At 36.7% G+C, this 18,331-nt stretch carries 32 protein-coding genes and 2 tRNA genes; 2 read left to right on the top strand and 32 right to left on the bottom strand.

Annotated elements, in window-relative coordinates; genetic code table 11:
* Positions 1-8: 8 nt before the first annotated feature.
* The 24 genes from AC4E8D_RS32015 to AC4E8D_RS32130 form a co-directional block, all read right to left on the bottom strand.
* Positions 9-548 carry a guanylate kinase gene (locus AC4E8D_RS32015; RefSeq protein WP_490206646.1) on the bottom strand — a complete coding sequence of 180 codons (540 nt, stop codon included), beginning with the start codon at positions 546-548 and terminating at the stop codon, positions 9-11.
* Between the two features lie 28 nt (positions 549-576).
* Complete coding sequence (locus tag AC4E8D_RS32020) at positions 577-786, bottom strand: hypothetical protein (RefSeq protein WP_490206647.1); 210 nt, start codon at positions 784-786, stop codon at positions 577-579.
* A 68-nt stretch (positions 787-854) separates the two neighbouring features.
* The gene (locus AC4E8D_RS32025; RefSeq protein ID WP_490206648.1) at positions 855-1,154 is read right to left on the bottom strand and encodes a hypothetical protein; all 300 of its coding nucleotides are present in this window, start codon (positions 1,152-1,154) and stop codon (positions 855-857) included.
* A gap of 62 nt (positions 1,155-1,216) precedes the next feature.
* On the bottom strand, positions 1,217-1,420 hold the full coding sequence (locus tag AC4E8D_RS32030) for a hypothetical protein (protein ID WP_490206649.1): 204 nt from the start codon (positions 1,418-1,420) through the stop codon (positions 1,217-1,219).
* A 43-nt stretch (positions 1,421-1,463) separates the two neighbouring features.
* Positions 1,464-1,793, bottom strand: a complete 330-nt coding sequence (locus AC4E8D_RS32035) for a hypothetical protein (RefSeq protein ID WP_490206650.1) — start codon at positions 1,791-1,793, stop codon at positions 1,464-1,466.
* Positions 1,794-1,821: 28 nt separating this feature from the next.
* Positions 1,822-2,340 (bottom strand): hypothetical protein, encoded by a 519-nt coding sequence (locus AC4E8D_RS32040; protein WP_490206651.1) that lies wholly within the window; start codon positions 2,338-2,340, stop codon positions 1,822-1,824.
* A 23-nt stretch (positions 2,341-2,363) separates the two neighbouring features.
* On the bottom strand, positions 2,364-2,570 hold the full coding sequence (locus AC4E8D_RS32045; RefSeq protein WP_490206652.1) for a hypothetical protein: 207 nt from the start codon (positions 2,568-2,570) through the stop codon (positions 2,364-2,366).
* A complete protein-coding gene (locus AC4E8D_RS32050; protein ID WP_490206653.1) occupies positions 2,567-2,878 on the bottom strand; it encodes a hypothetical protein in 312 nt (103 codons plus the stop codon). The genes AC4E8D_RS32045 and AC4E8D_RS32050 overlap by 4 nt, the downstream gene beginning before the upstream one ends.
* A 15-nt stretch (positions 2,879-2,893) precedes the next feature.
* Complete coding sequence (locus tag AC4E8D_RS32055) at positions 2,894-3,127, bottom strand: hypothetical protein (RefSeq protein WP_490206654.1); 234 nt, start codon at positions 3,125-3,127, stop codon at positions 2,894-2,896.
* 13 nt (positions 3,128-3,140) lie between these two features.
* Positions 3,141-3,506, bottom strand: a complete 366-nt coding sequence (locus AC4E8D_RS32060) for a hypothetical protein (protein WP_490206655.1) — start codon at positions 3,504-3,506, stop codon at positions 3,141-3,143.
* Positions 3,499-4,089 carry a hypothetical protein gene (locus tag AC4E8D_RS32065; RefSeq protein ID WP_490206656.1) on the bottom strand — a complete coding sequence of 197 codons (591 nt, stop codon included), beginning with the start codon at positions 4,087-4,089 and terminating at the stop codon, positions 3,499-3,501. Before AC4E8D_RS32065 ends, AC4E8D_RS32060 begins: the two co-directional genes overlap by 8 nt.
* 4 nt (positions 4,090-4,093) lie before the next feature.
* A complete protein-coding gene (locus tag AC4E8D_RS32070; protein WP_490206657.1) occupies positions 4,094-4,345 on the bottom strand; it encodes a hypothetical protein in 252 nt (83 codons plus the stop codon).
* A complete protein-coding gene (locus AC4E8D_RS32075) occupies positions 4,332-4,751 on the bottom strand; it encodes a hypothetical protein (RefSeq protein WP_490206658.1) in 420 nt (139 codons plus the stop codon). Before AC4E8D_RS32075 ends, AC4E8D_RS32070 begins: the two co-directional genes overlap by 14 nt.
* Positions 4,736-5,023, bottom strand: a complete 288-nt coding sequence (locus AC4E8D_RS32080; RefSeq protein ID WP_490206659.1) for a hypothetical protein — start codon at positions 5,021-5,023, stop codon at positions 4,736-4,738. The genes AC4E8D_RS32075 and AC4E8D_RS32080 overlap by 16 nt, the downstream gene beginning before the upstream one ends.
* Positions 5,024-5,170: 147 nt before the next feature.
* Positions 5,171-5,374, bottom strand: coding sequence for a hypothetical protein (locus tag AC4E8D_RS32085; protein ID WP_490206660.1), 204 nt, complete (start codon positions 5,372-5,374; stop codon positions 5,171-5,173).
* Positions 5,371-5,742, bottom strand: coding sequence for a hypothetical protein (locus AC4E8D_RS32090; RefSeq protein ID WP_490206661.1), 372 nt, complete (start codon positions 5,740-5,742; stop codon positions 5,371-5,373). The genes AC4E8D_RS32085 and AC4E8D_RS32090 overlap by 4 nt, the downstream gene beginning before the upstream one ends.
* A 34-nt stretch (positions 5,743-5,776) precedes the next feature.
* Positions 5,777-5,850: transfer RNA gene (locus AC4E8D_RS32095), tRNA-Ile, on the bottom strand.
* A gap of 5 nt (positions 5,851-5,855) precedes the next feature.
* Positions 5,856-5,929, bottom strand: a tRNA-Arg gene (locus tag AC4E8D_RS32100).
* Positions 5,930-5,964: 35 nt separating this feature from the next.
* On the bottom strand, positions 5,965-7,998 hold the full coding sequence (locus tag AC4E8D_RS32105; protein WP_490206662.1) for a YfaP family protein: 2,034 nt from the start codon (positions 7,996-7,998) through the stop codon (positions 5,965-5,967).
* Positions 7,999-8,015: 17 nt separating this feature from the next.
* The gene (locus AC4E8D_RS32110; RefSeq protein ID WP_490206663.1) at positions 8,016-8,237 is read right to left on the bottom strand and encodes a hypothetical protein; all 222 of its coding nucleotides are present in this window, start codon (positions 8,235-8,237) and stop codon (positions 8,016-8,018) included.
* Between the two features lie 120 nt (positions 8,238-8,357).
* Positions 8,358-8,669: a hypothetical protein gene (locus AC4E8D_RS32115; RefSeq protein ID WP_490206664.1), complete on the bottom strand. Its 312-nt coding sequence runs from the start codon at positions 8,667-8,669 to the stop codon at positions 8,358-8,360.
* A 79-nt stretch (positions 8,670-8,748) separates the two neighbouring features.
* The gene (locus AC4E8D_RS32120) at positions 8,749-9,834 is read right to left on the bottom strand and encodes an AAA family ATPase (RefSeq protein ID WP_490206665.1); all 1,086 of its coding nucleotides are present in this window, start codon (positions 9,832-9,834) and stop codon (positions 8,749-8,751) included.
* Positions 9,835-9,944: 110 nt separating this feature from the next.
* Positions 9,945-10,994: a hypothetical protein gene (locus AC4E8D_RS32125; RefSeq protein ID WP_490206666.1), complete on the bottom strand. Its 1,050-nt coding sequence runs from the start codon at positions 10,992-10,994 to the stop codon at positions 9,945-9,947.
* Between the two features lie 398 nt (positions 10,995-11,392).
* Positions 11,393-11,830, bottom strand: coding sequence for a hypothetical protein (locus tag AC4E8D_RS32130; protein WP_490206667.1), 438 nt, complete (start codon positions 11,828-11,830; stop codon positions 11,393-11,395).
* Between the two features lie 402 nt (positions 11,831-12,232).
* Between AC4E8D_RS32130 and AC4E8D_RS32135 the strand changes: the two genes are divergently transcribed.
* Together AC4E8D_RS32135 and AC4E8D_RS32140 are read left to right on the top strand one after the other, a co-directional pair.
* A complete protein-coding gene (locus AC4E8D_RS32135; protein ID WP_490206668.1) occupies positions 12,233-12,646 on the top strand; it encodes a helix-turn-helix domain-containing protein in 414 nt (137 codons plus the stop codon).
* 17 nt (positions 12,647-12,663) lie between these two features.
* Positions 12,664-13,107, top strand: a complete 444-nt coding sequence (locus AC4E8D_RS32140) for a hypothetical protein (protein ID WP_490206669.1) — start codon at positions 12,664-12,666, stop codon at positions 13,105-13,107.
* An 83-nt stretch (positions 13,108-13,190) separates the two neighbouring features.
* On the opposite strand, the gene AC4E8D_RS32145 is transcribed toward AC4E8D_RS32140, so the two are convergent.
* From AC4E8D_RS32145 to AC4E8D_RS32180, 8 genes are all read right to left on the bottom strand, one after another.
* Positions 13,191-14,174, bottom strand: coding sequence for a phage lytic cycle repressor MrpR family protein (locus tag AC4E8D_RS32145; RefSeq protein WP_490206670.1), 984 nt, complete (start codon positions 14,172-14,174; stop codon positions 13,191-13,193).
* A gap of 227 nt (positions 14,175-14,401) precedes the next feature.
* Complete coding sequence (locus AC4E8D_RS32150) at positions 14,402-16,036, bottom strand: DUF262 domain-containing protein (protein WP_490206671.1); 1,635 nt, start codon at positions 16,034-16,036, stop codon at positions 14,402-14,404.
* 85 nt (positions 16,037-16,121) lie between these two features.
* Positions 16,122-16,250 (bottom strand): hypothetical protein, encoded by a 129-nt coding sequence (locus AC4E8D_RS32155; RefSeq protein WP_490206672.1) that lies wholly within the window; start codon positions 16,248-16,250, stop codon positions 16,122-16,124.
* Positions 16,251-16,313: 63 nt separating this feature from the next.
* The gene (locus tag AC4E8D_RS32160) at positions 16,314-16,901 is read right to left on the bottom strand and encodes a hypothetical protein (protein ID WP_490206673.1); all 588 of its coding nucleotides are present in this window, start codon (positions 16,899-16,901) and stop codon (positions 16,314-16,316) included.
* 161 nt (positions 16,902-17,062) lie between these two features.
* Positions 17,063-17,239, bottom strand: a complete 177-nt coding sequence (locus AC4E8D_RS32165) for a hypothetical protein (RefSeq protein ID WP_490206674.1) — start codon at positions 17,237-17,239, stop codon at positions 17,063-17,065.
* A gap of 34 nt (positions 17,240-17,273) precedes the next feature.
* Positions 17,274-17,546: a hypothetical protein gene (locus tag AC4E8D_RS32170; RefSeq protein ID WP_490206675.1), complete on the bottom strand. Its 273-nt coding sequence runs from the start codon at positions 17,544-17,546 to the stop codon at positions 17,274-17,276.
* Positions 17,547-17,561: 15 nt separating this feature from the next.
* Positions 17,562-17,777 (bottom strand): hypothetical protein, encoded by a 216-nt coding sequence (locus AC4E8D_RS32175; RefSeq protein ID WP_490206676.1) that lies wholly within the window; start codon positions 17,775-17,777, stop codon positions 17,562-17,564.
* Positions 17,778-17,807: 30 nt separating this feature from the next.
* Positions 17,808-18,203: a hypothetical protein gene (locus tag AC4E8D_RS32180; protein WP_490206677.1), complete on the bottom strand. Its 396-nt coding sequence runs from the start codon at positions 18,201-18,203 to the stop codon at positions 17,808-17,810.
* Positions 18,204-18,331: the final 128 nt, after the last annotated feature.

Genomic DNA, 18,331 nt, shown 5'->3' on the forward strand with positions numbered 1-18,331 from the left:
TACTTTCTTTAGTTCTTATACGATTTTATAATATTATCTATCTTCTCAACTGTCATATCAATATCATCATTTTCCACAGTAAAATGGCAAACATCTTCCGCGTCTGCGAAATCAATTCTATCTGTGTGAATGCGTCTGATCACTTCGTCAACATCGTCTCCACGATGCAATTGTCTAATAATGCGTACAGGTTCTTCCACCTTAATGTGAATGCCAATAATGTATTCCGCTCCTACTGCACCTACAAGTTCTTTGTAACCATCAATCGTAACCACAACAACATAATCTTTTTCTTTATAGTCTTCTTTCCCGTGGAGAGATAATCCATAATGCCAATCGCGATACTGAGCCTTCTCTGCAAAGTACCCTTGGAACGCAAGAATATGATATGTTGCAGTGCCTATGAAATGATAATCCACTCCATCCTCTTCATTATCTCGCATTGGACGAGTGGTACAAGAAATAATTCGTGGATACCCTTGCTCCGCAAGTTTCCTCTCTACCGTTGATTTACCAGATGCAGACTGTCCAATCAAAGCAAATATCACTCACATCATCCTCTCTTTTTTTTGCTACTTATTCAGTATACAACATTTCATTCATATAATCAATACTTTCTTTAGTTCCTATACCTAATTGTCGATAGTATTCATTCATCCCTCTTTTGATAATCCCTGCATGCGCAGGCTCATAAATCACTGCAATCAATTGCTTGATATTGTGGTCTTCATCCACCAAAACTAGGTTCTTGCTATTGTTTCCATCTTCTAATACATATTTAATCATTTTCATCTCTCCCTTGTAATAGTAAAAGCATAGCCTATTCGCTATGCTTAATATACTTTCTTTAGTTCCTATATAAACAAATGAATAATGTAGCCTGAAAAAAGTATAATCAAGTAGGCAAACATAATTACGATAGATTTACTAAGTGCTTCAATTTGTACTTTTTTATTGGCATAATCCTTTTTTTCTTCATCAGTCTTATGGTTCTTGAAGAAACCAATAACTATCAACAACCCTAACGCTCCTGCCATTCCAATGGTTGGTACTCCGAACAATTCAGCGGGGAACCAATTCCAGAGATGTGAAAACACAAATGCTTTCCAAAAGAAACTTACGATGCCTACGATAATTATCAAGAAAATAATCATTTAACACTCTCCTCTTCATTTTTAATTTCTTCTTGCAATTGTAAATAAAACACATGTTTTATTTACAGTTGGAACCATTTCTTATCATTAGATTCTTCAATTAAATCTTGAATTTTTATGCCTGTACCATCTAAAATACAGCTTATTGCGATCTCTACTCCATGGATTTTGTCTCCACTGAATCCGAAGTAAGGGGCATCCATCATTGACATATCGAGAGATACAATATTTTGCTTGATCTTCTCGATCAACTCTTTATCGTTCATTGCCTTATTCCCCTTTGTAAATAGAATTTTGATTTTATTTACTTCAATCCATATCTGTTTCCAAGAATGAGAATGATAGCCTAGCAATCAACTTCAATATGTCATGCTTTTCATAAACAGCAAACAGTTGATCGTCTTCATAATATCCATCTCTGACTGTCATATCTAGGTCGAACTCCCACTTTTCCTCCGCAATCACATCAACGTCATCTTTTATGAAGCCTTCTGTTAAGGGAATGTATACCCAATCATTACTATCAGGATCAGGATCATTTGTTTTTATACACAAGTCACCAAATATCTCTGGCCTGTATTTTGAGTAAATGGTTCCTCTTGGCATCTGTAAAAAATCTTGACGATTAACTATTCTCATTTCTTCATCTCCTAATCTTAAACAGCTATTATGAATACCATGGGTAGATATCATAATAGGTGTCACCATAATCTTGATAACAGATACCTTCGCGATCACTTACAACAATTTCTCCATTCACCAGATCATAGAATTTGCTCTGTTTCCACGATTCATAATAGTATTCTAGATGAATGATTTCTTCAGCAATCACACTAAGAACATTTTCAAAGAAGTACTCAATCGTAGAATCATAGTTTTTCAAACTACACTGAAACGTCCACAAACCTGTTCCCTCATTGAAATCACGATCAAAACCATCAGTAGGAGTACCATTTATATATTGCGGTGTTCCATCTACAATAGGAATGTCTTCCCACTCGTCAGGCATATACGATAAGCTACCACACGGAATAAAGTAGGCTCTAGAATAATCTCCATACAACCTTAAGAATGTTAAATTTGACTCATCCCAATCATAACCAAGTTCATCGTTGATGAATTTGAATTCTTGTCGATATTCTGGCTTAATAATCACCTTACATCTAATACCTGTATAATCTCCCAATGTAATACCCCTCTCCTGTTTTCTTATTTAGTCAGCCAATAATCAGGATAATCTCTTCGAAGAGTCCTAGTTCCCATGATTCTTTGAAGCGTATGAAGTGCATTCTTAAAGTCATTTAAGTCGTCTGGATGAGTTTGTTCAAGTTTTACAAATCCATTCCACGCTTCAACAATATGATCGGATATTTTTTGTTCTTCTGGTGTCATACCGCTTACAGCATCTATCATCATACTGTCACCGCCAACAATTCAGGCTTATCTTTTTTAATCTTTTCAAGATACGATGATGTCCTGTTCAACAAGCTATTCATTGCAAACCATCCTCCACGTTCAACGATGTCCATGTAGCTTCCCAGAAGCCATTCTGCCACATGTACTTCATTGTCGAAGAACCCTTCGATTTCATCCTGCTTTCCGACATGCATGTTTGCTACAATTCCTTCTCCCTGCAACACATCAAAGCATTCCCAAGCTGTGCTTGTATTTCCGTTGTTAATCGCATCATATACTTCTTCAAGCAATTGAAATCTGTTTTTCATATTCAACCTTCTTTCTTAAATGTCAAAGTAAAAATGTTTATTAAAATTATCAATTCTTACGTAATCAATAAATCCGTCTGGAAACTCAACTTTATATCTTGGTTGCGGCTTCAGCTTATCGTTAATATAAATTTGTACGATTCCAACAACTTTCGGATCTCCTTCATGTTTTTCAAACAATAATTCCAAACTATATTTTTCCAAAGATGTTGGTAATACTTTTACGATCAACTCAACTTCCTGTACCATGACCATATCTCCTCTATTCTTCGATATATTCTGCAAATCTCTTTTGATAAACATCAATCTGCGAGATGAACTCAGCTAAAATCCGATATGCTTTTTCCTGATCCTCTTCGTTCCACTCCTCAGAAGATACAACTGCAAATGGCACTTCGCCATGATAATCCCATGAGTTATACACGAAGTAATTCGCATCGATTGCTTCAAGTTTATTCCTGTTCCAGTCAACTACCCAATGATTATATCGATCAGAACTCAATAAATCTTTGCCCAGACACCACGTCATAAACGTAAGTGGATTTAAGTCAAACCCTTGATCCAAGAAACTTTCACCTGCTTCTTGCTCCCACTCAACAATTGAGTTATAAATTTCTTCTTTATTCATTCTCGATACCTTTTAGCAAATCTTGAGTGTGCTGGATTTTGGATTGTACAACATCTAATTCATCTTCAAGATTCCGTTGTTTGCGTTTATAATCTGACAACTTGTCTTGTAAAAACTTACTGATAATCTCATTATCTTTAATATTGATCGTTTCCAACACGGAACTTTCTTTAGCTTCTTCCACATAAGGAATGAGATCATCTAAAGCGAAGAAATCTCCACCTGCATCCATAGAATATGAGCATGAATATCCAACAAATTCACCATTGTAGCCAAACCCTCTATGTTTGAAGTATAAATAATTTTGCCCCTCATTCTTTGCTTTTGCCCAAACATTAGATTTTTCCAAGTCATTGTCATCTCTCAATCCTACGCTCTTTGAGATCGGAACCACTTTTTGTCCAAATTCAAACACACCTTCATGTTCAAGCTTAACCTGCGATTTAAAAATCCTTGTGTCAGTCTCTTCGATCCAAACATAATTTTCGTTGTACTCATCAATTCTATCTACAGTAACTACCATCTCGTGGTTTGAGAAACTACTACCATCTACCTTAACTATTCGATCTCCACGTTTAAACATAAAATCATCCCTCTCTCTGAAACTGTTTAATGAAATTCAAAAACTCTGATCTTTTCGGCTCTGCAACTTTAACCTTATCTGATACAGCCAACTTCTTAAACCTTCTACCATGAATCGTTCTACTACCAAATGGAATAGCGTATATAGCTACATATTCGAATGCACCATATGATCTTATATCAAAACCGTTAATTTCATCCGCTTCCGCTTGATCTGAAGTTAGGATGAGTAGATTGATATATCTAGGAGTTCCCATGTGTACTCCAATCTTCAAGATGCTCAGTGTACTTGATGTTATTCGTGCTCATGAAATTTTCCAAGAATCTTTTGTTAGGGTCAGTCAATTCCACTTCATAATGTCGTGTCAGAATAACTCTCGGTTCAGGCTTATCAATCTCTCTATACTCTACTCTTTCAATACCTTCTACCCAATACAACCGATCTCCACGATCCTGCTTTGCACTTCCAATCTCAGCATAAATAATAACATCGTAGAATTTATCACCGATTTTCATAATTACTTCTGCTTCATCTTGCGAGTAGCCTTGACCACAATCAAACAGATCGTCTAAATCTCTAGCATATTCTTTAATGTCGTCTACGCTTTTAAGATATCTTTCATCCTCAATAACACCATATTGATCAATTAGATATTGTTCCATGTTGACCCCTCCTCCACTTGCAATATAATAAAATGTTCAGCAAACCACTTATCGTTTTCCCATTTCTGGTTCATATCAATTGCAACAGTGTGATCACGACCAGTGTCGTCTCTTGTAATAAGTTCCGTCCCATACTCTTCGTATGGTGAGTACACCTTATTCTCGGTAAAGTAACCCTCACCAACTGCTTCATCTTTTACTTCTTTAATGCAACGAATGTCCACCTTGCATCTCCCTCCAGTCCTGATGCATCTTCCTTTCAATCTCTTCATTCCATTCCCAAACATCCGTTTCTTTCTTCAGTTTGCAATGTGGAATACTGTCACAACTCATACAATCGTGCATTGATGTAGCTGTTCCAATAGGTTCAAATTCATTTGCACCTCTGTTAACCCATCGGTTACATCCAGCCCAATATACTACGCCTTCCATGCTTCAATCCAGATATCCTGATCTTCATCATAGACAACATCCACTTCAACATTACTCTTTTCAACAATTTCCCATTGAACCACACCATCAACGTTATACAATTCATGTTCGATTTGTCCTACGAAGTTATTACCATGTTGCAATTCATTTTCATCAAACAAAGCATACCCAGTAAATTCAACTTTTCTCATGCTATTGTCTCCTCAGCTAATTTAATTCCAAAATTGGCTCCACGTTTACAAAACGTCCAATGCGCCTTAATCTCTCCGCCAATAATATCTTTCGACTTTATAAGGTCTTCCGTGTCAGTCAAGAACATATTGTAACTTGCACCATCGCTACCTTCGAATTTCATAACAGCAGATGATCTTCCTCTTCCATATCCAGTGAACGTAAGAGTGTCTTCGAAGACAATATTGTCAATCCATTCAATTTCATTACTTTTATCGATTGTTGGTTTTGAAGGCGCATTGGTATGAGAGTAACTTAATAAACTACCTTTTCGGCGTTGCCAAGTATCACCCCATGCAATTGGATACAAAATTCTCTTCTTAGCCAAGTGACCACTTCCCTTAAATTAGTATGTATTGCAATGGATCGTGTAGGACTCGAACCTACGACTCTCCTGTTATGAGCAGGATGCTCTAACCAACTGAACTAACGATCCATGAACCTCCCCTAGTGGACTCGAACCACTGGCCTACAAATTAGGAGTTTGTCGCTCTATCCTACTGAGCTAAAGGGAGAAGTTACAGGGACTTTCTCAAGCCCCTGCTTAAAATTAATCCCAACGATCAATCTTGATGAGTCGTGTAGAATTACCTGTAGACACTTTCAACGTAAGATTCCATTCTCCATCTTTGGAGTAACCCACACCACTCGCAGATGCTTCTTCAACGCCTTCAATCGGTGTGTTTGCTGTGTATGCTTCCAAAGTCTTCCTCGCTTCACGAAGTTCAGGTTTCAACGTTTCAGTAAAGAATCCACGTCCTTTACCTTCAGACAAGTCTTTGCAGTCTTCCAATATGAAGAGTGTATGATTACCAAGACGCTCAAGATCATTGTTCCAAAGATTTGGAGATGTAGTGATACCTTTTACTTTCACAAAGCTATTGGTTGAGATATTCCAAGAGTCATCAGATGATGCAATTCCTTCGCTTCTGATTTCTGGCGTACATCCTTTTACATAGTTAAAAGTGAACACAACTTCATCTTGACCATCTCTCAAAGCACCCTGTGCAGTGAATACTTTACCATTAATTTCTAATTCAACTTTGAATGGAGTTTTTCCATCTCCACGTTCGCTATAGTTGTTAACATAGAATTTATAATTTCCATTAGGTGCTTCGCCTAAGCCCCAACGAATATTCTCAATTGGTGTTTGAGATGATCTGCCACCTGCGTTCATATCAATGTCCAACCATCCACCATTTTCACGCTTACTACCGTAGAAAATGTGTCGCCCATTAGGAGTGATGCAATGCAAGTCAAGGTCAGTATAATTCTCCCAGATCAATGAACAACGAATCTCATTGTTTTCATATTGACCTCCAGCAGTTTCAACACGGCGTTTGATCTCAGAATCAATACCTCCATGGTAGTACCAGCTAACTGTGTTATCCCATTGAAGGATATTTGGTGCAGATTCATCAGCGGCAGTAACCAAAGCCATGAATTTGTTCGCATTGTCAGTGAGCACTTCAACCACATCTGCTGTAGGAAGCAATGTACGTTGGAATTTATCCCATGTCATTACTGTTGTTGGGAGATTCAAGTTACTTGCAACAGAATCAGCTTGAATTCCTTTTGGTGTGATCCCACTAAATACTCCACCAGATTTTTTAGCTTCTACTTTAGGAGCAATTGCACCTTTGTCTTGCCATAAGAACGTTGGAATCTCTTCATAACGTGCATATCTACGGCGCAATGAATCAGCGATACCAAGTTGTGCTACGATCTTCTCTGCTTGCTGGATGTTACCTTGTGTTGGTGCAGATTGAGAGCGCATGTAGTTGGCTGGATTCATTTTCTCTGCAAATCTACGAGAGATAGCGTCAAAGTTAAAACCAGATACGATATCTTCAAGCAATGTACCGATCATAGAACTCTTAACATGACAGAATCCAGATGGTGCAGTTGCTACAGCAAGCCATGTAATGTTGTCCCGATTACGACTATTAGTAGTATCCAAACGTTTCGCATGGAGTTCTTTCAGGAATTTAGCAACTCCTAGAACACGATCAGAACGATACATAGATTCAGACTCAAGAAGGTTCACTGCTGTCTGTACTGCATCTTCAGGGAACTCTCGCAATCCAGCAATCAGAATACGATAATCTTCTTTCTTTTCAGCCATCTCTTGCCCAGCAGTTTTCAAACGAGAATTATGCACCTTGTTTGCAGGAAGCTTAACAGACATATGATCCCATCCATTAGAAGTAGGTGTGCCAAGAGTACGTTCGCTTGAAACGAATAGTCCAGTTACTCTAGAGTTCAAAACGATTCGTTTCATTGCTTTTACTGACTCTACAAACTTAGCTGGAACCTCTGCTTCATCCCACATAGCAGAAGACAATTCGCCTTTACTGTTAATTGATACAAGGCCACCAAAGCGATTAATAAAGTTGCGGCAACAATTACAATTGTAATGTTGACGTGCGTGTTCTGGCAGTCCGCTCAAATATGCTTCAAACAATCCATCTGCACCTGTAGTGAAAAGAGGAAGATCGGAATGTTCAGCAAATCTTTCTTTAATTGCATCGCTGAAGTGTGGATATTGATCCTGCAAACTGTCTTCTCTTGTATATGTTGTCATTATAAAATCGCTCCCTGTTATATGTTTTTTGATTTTGAAATAATTTCAGTTTTGGTTGACATCGATTCGCCATCAAATGTTATCTTGATGAACGTATACTCTTTCTTATCGACTTTGGCATTTGTCATAGCTGAATTCAGATATTGCATTTTACGATACGCTACTTGCGTTCCTCGACCAGCTTCAGTAGTTGGGCTACCTTTGCCACCAAACAACTCTCCATCGTCTTTAACTGCCATAAATGCTACATTCAATAAATCACCACATTCCTTGTGTAATATGAATCGTCACTATCACGCCAACTAGTATTCCTGCAATAAATCCAGCAACAAGTAATTTCGCTTCTTCTGCGAAGAACATTAGCGAATGAAATCCGCTAGTTTTTCTTTAACTTTGTTGTTCATGCGAATCTCGTTTACAGCCTTTTCTTTATTCCTTGTGATCCTATCAACTCTGGCTTCGTGCGCTTCAAACTCTTTCTCCAGATTCAACGCTTCTTCGTTGGCTACTCGATGTAGTTCACTGTTGATCTTATCGAGTTCAGAACTCGCCACTTTGATATGATCGAATAACCCTACGGCTTTATCACTCAGATGACTGACAAGATCCTCGTTACTCATTGTTACTTTTACTTTTGGCTTATTGAACTTCGCGATAATCCTTTTTATCATTTATTCATCTCCCTAAATGTTATTATGTACCGTAGGAGGGCCTAAGCCCTCCATGATATTATAGTACTTTCTTTAGTTCTTATGAAGAAGCAATTTCAGTTGCAATTTCAAGAGCACGTTGCAATTTCTCTACATCATCGTACTTTTTGTAATTAATGGAGCCATTTGCATCTTTAAGCTGTGCTTTCAAAACCTTTTGTTGCTCTGCATCCATCTTACCTACAAGACCATCAATTTCTTTGATCATATCTTCTTCGCCTTTTTCTTCTGTTTCTTTTTCAACGTAAGCATTACCAAGGGCTTCACGCACCTCTTCTTGCTCTTTCTCAGCTTTGACTACAGCCTTCTCATCACCGTTAAACGATGCAAGCACCGCTTCTCTAAAGGTTTCCAAGAAGAGATTTACATCCAGATCGATAGAGTCAGGCATGCTACGGAATCGTGATCCACAGATGATGTTACCGTCAGAACGGAATCTCAATTGACGTGTTTCACTCATATCTCCATTCACTACCTTTTTGATCAAGTCGCCATAGATGATCATATCAGCTTCACGTTCAATGATATCGATAGTTTTACCTTGACAGTTCAGCGTAGTCAGGTTATACTCAGATCCGTCTTTCAGCGTTACCGTCTTAGTCTTCTCATGACCGATTACCCATACGGCAAACCCTGCGAATTTAAGGCGTTCAATCTGTGTGTACAATACTTCTGCAAGTTTGGTATATCCTCCACCATATGGAATGTCACTAATGTCCGTATAACGTTTCTTAGCCTTGATAGATTCTACATTCAACATATACTTGGTAGCCAAACGCTCAAGTGCTGTAATAGTGTCGATGATTACCATACGATAACCATGCTCTTTTTTGTTCGCGATCAGATCGTCAACAACTTCAATGAAACCGTAGTTGCCCTCTTCTTTTTCCTCGTCTTTCGTTTTGTTGAAGTTTGTAATCGGTAGTGCGTGAATGCCATCCAATGTCTTGTATCCGATCTCAGCCGCAAGTAGAATCGCTTTACTGAAGTCTCCTTCATAATAAGCATCTACCAGATCATATACGAATGTTGTTTTACCAAATTTTGATTTAGACAACAGCGTTACAAAATATCCTTCAAGTCCTGCTACTGGTTTGTTTGGTTTGATTTTATCAAGAAAACTCATTTATACATTACCCCTTTGGTTTTGGTTTTTATTGAGCACCAAAGGGGAAAGGCTTTTCAACTCTTCCCCTCGGTACTTTCTTGAGCACTTAGACATAGTGTCAGTGAAAGTTATGCGAAAGGAAGGTCGTCTTCGTCTTCGTCTTCTTCGAGATCATCGCCATCATCAGCAGGTTTCTTAGAATCCTTTACATCTCCGTTGAAAGCATCTTCATCTTCACTCAGCAAATCCTCTTCATTGTACTTGCTAGGATTGTAAGTGCTAGAATCTACGGAAATGATTTGTAGTTCTTGGATGGTGTTTTCCATGTAGTTATTTTCGAACTCACCCTGAATTTCTTCATCTCCACCCCAGTCTTCAAACTCAGTTTCCACCTCTACGGCTTCTTCTGTGTTGACTACTACAGTGTTCAGGATCAATCCATAAACCTTAATGAAATCACCGAATCCAAAACGCTTCGTCATATTGGCAACAAGCTTAGGGTATTTAGTTGAGTCTACAGTAAAGTCCGTATCAACTACTTCACCTTTGTATTTGATAATTTTCGCATTCACTACTAAACGATTAGTTTCATCATCCATCATCAGATCGTTGATGATAATTTCTTGTTCGAACTTGGACTCCTCTTTGAAGTCTTCTGCTCCGAAGTCGATTTTATCATCAATCTTAGTGATTGACTTGATAGTAAACTTCTTGGATTTTTGTGTCTTGCCATTTTTGTCAACATACTCTTGATAATCAACTTCACCATTGATACGAACGAAGTCACCATCTTTTACATGTTCCTTGATGTAAGACACAGCGTCAAACTCAGGCAAGATTTGTTTCAGCTTTTTGCTAGAATCAGAAGGATCAACTTCAAGGTAGCAACCAGTGCCCATTACTTTATAAGTGCCGAAATCACCTTTGCGGTTCTTCCACGGAATCTTCTTAGTCTTTTTGTCTTTATTTGAATACGCATGGACTTCATCTTTAACCATTCCGAACAGCTCCACACGAACTTGATTTGTAGAAGATGTTTCAAGAAAGAATTGAAGCGATTTGTATTCTTTTTCACTTCCAGTGAAACCTTCTCGACTAGAGTTTTCGTTTCCAATACCTTTTACTCGTCCTACCAATTTAATCTTGCCCTTTGTTTGCTCCAATGCTACTTTACTCATTTTTCGAACATCTCCTCTGAATTTTGATTACATCCACATGTTCTTCACATGTTTTTGCTCTCATGTTCAGAGAGGTATAGCTTGTCTTCCAAGCTTATGGTGTTTCCTCTCGATCATCTTATTTTGATGATCATGGTGTTTGGTGTCTCTTGTTTACTTACTCATCTTATCATCCCTCAGATCCAATGTCAATACTTTCTTTAGTGCTTAATAAAATTTAATGTCGTTCCGGTTGTGTTCAACCGACTCGACATTGAGGTTGTTATCTTGCAATGTTTTATGTGTTATACATGTCGCTGAATGTTAGCAGGAAATTGTCGGAAATAATCCGACTTGAACATCATGTGTCATCTATTCTTATATCAGTACACCTCCAGATCAAATCTTTTGTCTAGTTGTCAATCGGTTATCATGTCCAGCAAAACCAAAATTTCGGCAGGATTGTACATATTTCGTGTTTCTACAACTTTTTCATAAAGGCTATTTAAGTCACCTTTAACAAACTTACTTGCTACTTTTTTGAGTACTTCTGGCGCAGTCTCTATCGCCAAAAGTTCTTGAATCAGCATCTCTTTTGCGTTTTCTGTTTCAGAAGATTCAAATTTGGTTACAAACTCCTCATAGTCATTAAAAGACTTCTGGGATTGAATATGCTCTATATAATTATGTATCAAGAGCACTTTAGACATTCTACACTCCTCGTTTAAATAGATGAAGTTAAGGAAACTCTGATAAGAGTTCTCATCAACAATATATGGTGAGAGTCGCCTAACATGAGCGGCCTTAAAGCCCATATTCATCAATTCCTCCGAAAAGTCACTTGCTTCGTTACCCATATTTCCCCACTATCCTCTCGATTTTTCTCATGGTGTTCGTATTTTCGTTAAAAATAGGAACAAACGTTTGGTTTCACTGCCTTATATGATTATATCTTAAACCTTAGGTATAATCAATCAATATGTTGGAAAATTTTAAGCTTTGGCACAAGCCCTCCCACTGTGCCAAACACTTAATTAAACACGAATAAATAAGACGGGTAACGTTTAAGTATTCATATTAAATTAAACCAAAGGTTTAATTTGTAAACATGATCACTTAAATGATATAATTTGCCATTGGGAATTACAACGGACAAATATTACCAGTCCCATTTCACATCAACTTGTCACTTAATAATACGCACATATATTACAAAAGGTTGCGTTTATGGTAAAATAAAGTTCTATGGAGGTGTCCACTTGAGTACTGACCAAGTATCTGACGACAACAATAAGATACAATTCGGGAAACTCGTCAGTAGTAAGCGAAAACAAAGAAAAATGTCGCTAAAAACAGTTGCAAAACATTGTGGTGTTACACTGAATTTCATTTCTCTGGTTGAACGTGGCATAAAGTCTCCTAGTGATAAAGTAATTGTAAAACTATCGGAAATCTTAGAAATCGATGAGTACATACTTTTTCAGACATTAGACAAGATTCCCCCTTCAATCAGATCCAATGTAGCACTCCTAATCAGAAAACACGATGGACTAAAAGAACTGTTAGGCGAACTCTCTAAGAAAATTAAAGATGAAGATATGCGCAATGAATTGTATGATGAAGTATATGATGTTTACCAAAATTTCTTAAAGAGAAACAATTTAGACGAATAAGGGGATAATAATACAACATGTCTATTTTCAACTTAGAGAAACAACTTATCTCAAAATTAGTGCAACTCTTTGGCTATGAATCCGCTGTGCGCATTGAAGATTTCTTCATGGTTATTCTCACACTCCTACTAGGATATATGCTTGGACAATTAAGGATTACGTATTTATTTAGACCACATTTTTATTTGTCAGATAAACTGAAAAAGCTGGTCTTTTTAAGGAGCCAGCATAAAGAAATTATTCAGTACGATTTTAAATACCCAACTAATTTATTTGAACGATTTGATTTAATTATAGCTTTACGCATCGCCAACAAAGGTGTTCAGAAAATTTCAATTGCTAGTGTTAGATGGTATACAAGGTTAGCTTTTGTATTGTTATTGTTTTTGATCATATGTGCGCTACTGATCATGATGTTTGTCTTTAATGTTGTAAGCATAGATGATATAAGCAATATGTAACAAATGTGTTGTTATATGAAGGGGTGTTATGGCTAAGTGATGGTGATATCCACACTTCCACCACCCTTATTTTTGTTACATTTTTACATCTCTTCTGGATACAATTCTTTAAGCATATCAACATTCAAAAAGTCACGCAAAGCCCATTTGTACTTCATGTTGTACATAGTGCAAATTTCCTCTATTTGCTTTCTTTCAAGTTCTCCATCTCTTTTATAAAGCTTTAAAGCATTATAGATCATTCCACTACGAACTATGTTCTTAGAAGTTAATGCTTCACGATACTCTTCAAACTCTTCAAGATTTTTAATCATATCTATACGATTATATATAACATAATGAGTTACGCTTTCATCAACATTTTGAGCATCTGATTTTTTAACTGTTTTAGATTTTTTTATGATATAATCCGAATCAATTAATTCAATTTCATTCAAATGATCTAGTTCATTCATTGTACCGTTAGCTTTATAGTATGTTTTTTCTGAATTAGCAAGTATGCACATTTCGATAAGCGTGTTGTCCACATTTATAAGTATGCGGGAAACTTCTCTTTTGTTGTTTCTTAATTTGATTGTTTTCTCCTTTCTGTCGATGTCATTCTTGTTGAGATATACCAACTCACTTACTTTGGTTCCTTGAATTCCGTTCCATAGTCCTTCAATTATTACTCCATCTTGTCTGTTTTCAAGTAAGGCTAGAATTGCCTGTTTTTCTTTAAATGACATGTAAGTTTTTCTTTCATCAACAAATTCGTAAAAATACTCTTGTCTACGTTTTAAAGGGTTAAGTAATTGTTTGCTATATTTATTATCCATAGCCCATTGTACATAGTTTGCCAACACATTACATACTGATCTTGCACTTTCTTTGGTTTTAGGCTTAAGTATTTCACTGAAGTATGACTCAAACTCTTCTTCACTAAAATTATATAAATCTTTTCCTAAATGTTCTTCTCTTTCAAATGACTTTTTAAATATTCTCATGTACACGTCTTTTGTTTCCTCAGTTGCTTCAAGTTGATCGAAGTATAGTCTTTTAATGTTCTCATTGTACACAGTAGTCATGGCTGATTGCACTCTCCTAAGTTTTTTGGTTTCCTTTGCCTTGTGCTTTCTCTTGTTCTTAATAAAGTACTGTTTAATCTCACACACTGTCTGCGACTAATTATAATATATGTATGTGAAAAAGGCAAAGGGTATTAAGCGAAATGAGACTCAATACCCAAAAAAGTATTTCTAAGTTGCATTTTACATGCCATTTTGCCTTCCTGTGCCAACATTCGATATATACATTATGCAGACGCTTCTTGTCCTGATTTAACTGGTATATTGTTCTCTTCAGCCAAGTATTCATTGAAGATTTGAATGCCTTTTTCTACGCCCTCTGCTTCTTTGATCGTGTCGATTAATTTGTTAAAATATTTATTCATTTCATTAATACGCAGAATTACATATTCCTTTTTAGGAACGCTGGATTGCGCTGTCTTACCATAATCACTCTCTACGCTATAGTTTGTCACCAAGAAGCTTCTTATAAACTCTCCGAATACATTTGGCTGAACATTATCGTTCATGGCTTTATCTGCATTCCAGAAGATAATAGGGACATGTACCTTTTTCAATGCCTTTTTGATTTCAGGCATTTCGAAATCTTCAAGTGCAAGAGTTAAATATTCACACAATGATTCAAGTTTGACCATCATTTCGTCAGAAATGGTTCTGCCCTCTTCTTTCAGCTTCAAGACATACTGCTCAATATAGGTTGATCCAAACCCTTTGATACCATCCTTGCCCTCTTCAAGCAACATAAGTGTCTGCAAGAGGATTTGTAAATCATCAAACTTATCTTTAGCACTCTTGGAAAGTTCAATGTCATCTTTAAAGAATCTAAAGCTAAGAACCTTTTCCAAGGGTTCAATCATTTCACTGTACATTGCTCTGATCATTTCAATTTTCGACAATGGTGTTCCACTGTTTTGTTTAAGGAAAGAGTCATCTCTCTCTTGTATAGTCATGTTCTTCATCTCGACTAAAGTTAAAGTTTCATCTAAAATTTCATCCTGCATTTCTTCAGGCAAGTCTTGGAATTTGCTACCTGCAATTGTATATCCATGCACTGGCTTAGTCTTTTTGCTCAATGCCCACATACCTGCAATGTATGTCATAAATGCGTTGGTACGCTGTTGTCCATCAAGGAACCACTTCTTATTATCATTTGAATCCATGATCAAGATTGGTGGGATGTAGTGTCCATAGATTGCTGAATGAATAAGGTCACTCTTTTGATATAGGTTCCAAGCCGCATTACGTTGAATTGCTAAGTCAAACCGAAGAGTTGTTTCATCCTCAACAGGTATCCATTCTTCATCTTTCTCCTCAGCTTCTTTTTTCGCCTTTTCAACCGCCGCTTTTATCTCTTGGTCTTTCTTCCATTCTTTATAAAGGTTTCTAATTGACACTTGTATTGTTGACTTTTTAATTCTTGTTTCACGAGACCATTTGGGCTTATCGTCGTTTTGTCCATCTTCGGAATTATTGTCTGGGTTTTGATCACCATCCAAACTCCCATCTTGCGTAGAAAGGCTTCCATTGTCTTCGATTATCATTTGACCTTCTTTACCATCTTCGTCATCTGGCGAGATACCATCACGATGACCTTTATCAAATTCGTCGTCGCTTTCATGTCTGCTTCCATCAGGTTGTTCGTCAATGTTTTTACTTTCTTCTTCCTCAGCCAACCTCTTCTCTTCTTGCTCTTGTAATAATTTTACTTCCGCTTCTGATTTCAATCTTTCTTCCTCAGCTTTTTTCTCTTGAACCTTTTTAGCTTTTGCTTCTGCTTCTGCTTTTTTCTGAGCTGGTGATTTCATAGTTCTTGGTTTCCCTGCTCCAGTTGTTACAGCCTTGTTTTCATCTGTTTTAGCCATTTTAATTTTCCCCTCTCGGTTTCTTATTTAATCATTATATGATGTGTATGTAAAATCACACGTTATTCCGAACTTTATTTTGTGCTTATTTCATAATTAAGCTGAAAAACAGTTTCACTACGAATATCAATACATAAACACCAAAAACTTCTTTAGTTAAAGGAAAACCAAGAATTTTTTGGTGTTTATCTGCAACCTTACTTGTCCAGTTCACGAAGTAAAACCTCCTTGCTCTGTTATTTGCAATTATAGCATACAAAAATAACGAATGTGAAGATTATACTCTCGGATTCAAAATTCCTTTAAGTTTATTCATATTGCCTTTTACATTTGCCTTGAATACTCTCTCGATCATATGTTGTACTTTGACGAATGACACTTGTAACTTTTTGTCGATTTCATCAGGGTATTTCAACTGGCAATACACTTTAATGCGCAACATTTCTGCCACTGCATCTAAGCTATCTCCTGTTGCATTAGGGTAATAAAGCCAATGTTCGCCTTTATGTTGAACTACTCCAAGTCCAACCTCAGTTGCTAGATCGATATCAATCTCTTCGTCCATTTTATAGAACACTAGATTGTCTACTTCAGGATAGACTGTCTCGCCAAAACCAACAATATCTTTTCCAGCTAAGATACTAGAAACAAAGACTGGCAGACCTCCTACAACATTCGACAAAATTTTATTCGACCTTTTATTTAAATAACCTCCAAGAGAATGCAAGTTATAGTTGTTGTCTAGGATGAGATAAGAAACAACATTAAAGTCAACATCCTTTGTTAAATCATTCGCTCGCATTCCTTCTACCATATGCTTTATTGCAATAGATTCTTCATTGTTCAGATATACCAAATCTCCCAAATTGTAAAACCTCCAGATGTGATTTAATTTATTGTGTTCTCAATTTGTGCCACCTTTATTAGATGGCGCGCATTCAAACCACATAATGATTATACAACAAAAGGCGTGAATCACACGCCTTAATTTAAAATATTCTGATGCAAATAGAAGTCAGTCATATTTTATTGTGACTTTCTTTTTTTACTATCAATCATTTCCTCAACTTTATTTTTTAAGCTAACAATGGCTGTAGAGTCAATATTATGATCGACCCCACCTTCATCAAGTCTTTCTAACGCTTCATTAGCACCATCTAGTTGTTTCCAAATCTTTTCTAATTGTTTTTTCGTTAACTTCATCTTTCATTCCCCCACTTCTTAATAGAACTCAATTTTAATTGGTTTCAAGATGTTTAAAGTAATCATCTAAGTCATTAATTCCTGTCTCTTCATCATACCAATCCAACCAATCATTCTCTTCTGTATCCCATTGCTGAACCACTGTAGCGTTTGCGTAATCTGGTTTTATTCTATTATGATACTGAAACAAGTCATAGTCAGCCAGTACATCACTGATAGTCTTTGCTTCCTCTAAGCTTTTTACTTCAACTATAAATGCCTTGCAAGGTATTTGTGGGTAGTGCGACACCCTCAATTTTTTATCCATATTATCCTTCCTCTCTTATGCCTTAATGATTGTCCATTCGCTCATATTAAATTGATATAGGGGATAATATTGTCTAGCATGATCTGGATATAATCTTAGAAAATCTTCGTTTGATGCGTTGAACCCTAGATCATCGTCACCACAAGCGTATACAGTTTTAACTTCACCATCATCATTTTGTAATTTCATTCCTGCTTCAACTATAATTCCATTTTTATCTTTATATGTCATCCTGATCTTCTTCGCTGTTTGTCCATAGTTTTAATAAACACCCAATAATTTTCTCATATCCGATCTCAACTTAATTTGTCCTTCTCTAAAACCTTCTTTACGTTCTTCCTCAATCTTAGCATCAACTTTATTAAGCAGATTATTCATGCCAACTACTTCGACTAGCAGGGAGTACAGGTAATCATTCAATCCATCTGCATCTTCTTTCGATATCATATCTTCGATCATTTGCAACGCTTCTTCATCAGAGATATAGATAGATACATCAAATCTGCTGTTGAATTTGTACAACTTCGGAAAATACGACCCATTTCTCTTTAGGAGTTCTTTGCAAAAATCAGTTTGATAGAAACTGCCACTTGTATTAACTTCACTGCCAAAGAATCTATCTACATATCTTACTTCAGGCTTATCGTAATATGACACATTTAACCCTCCTAAATAATTGTAGGTTTATAAACTTTATACTTAGTCAAATCAGATGACCTCAGCACACGCATATCATCTTTAGGGAATGCACGAATCAATCCATCAAACACATAGTCCACAGTATT

The sequence above is a fragment of the Paenibacillus sp. SRL342 genome, assembly GCF_984798905.1.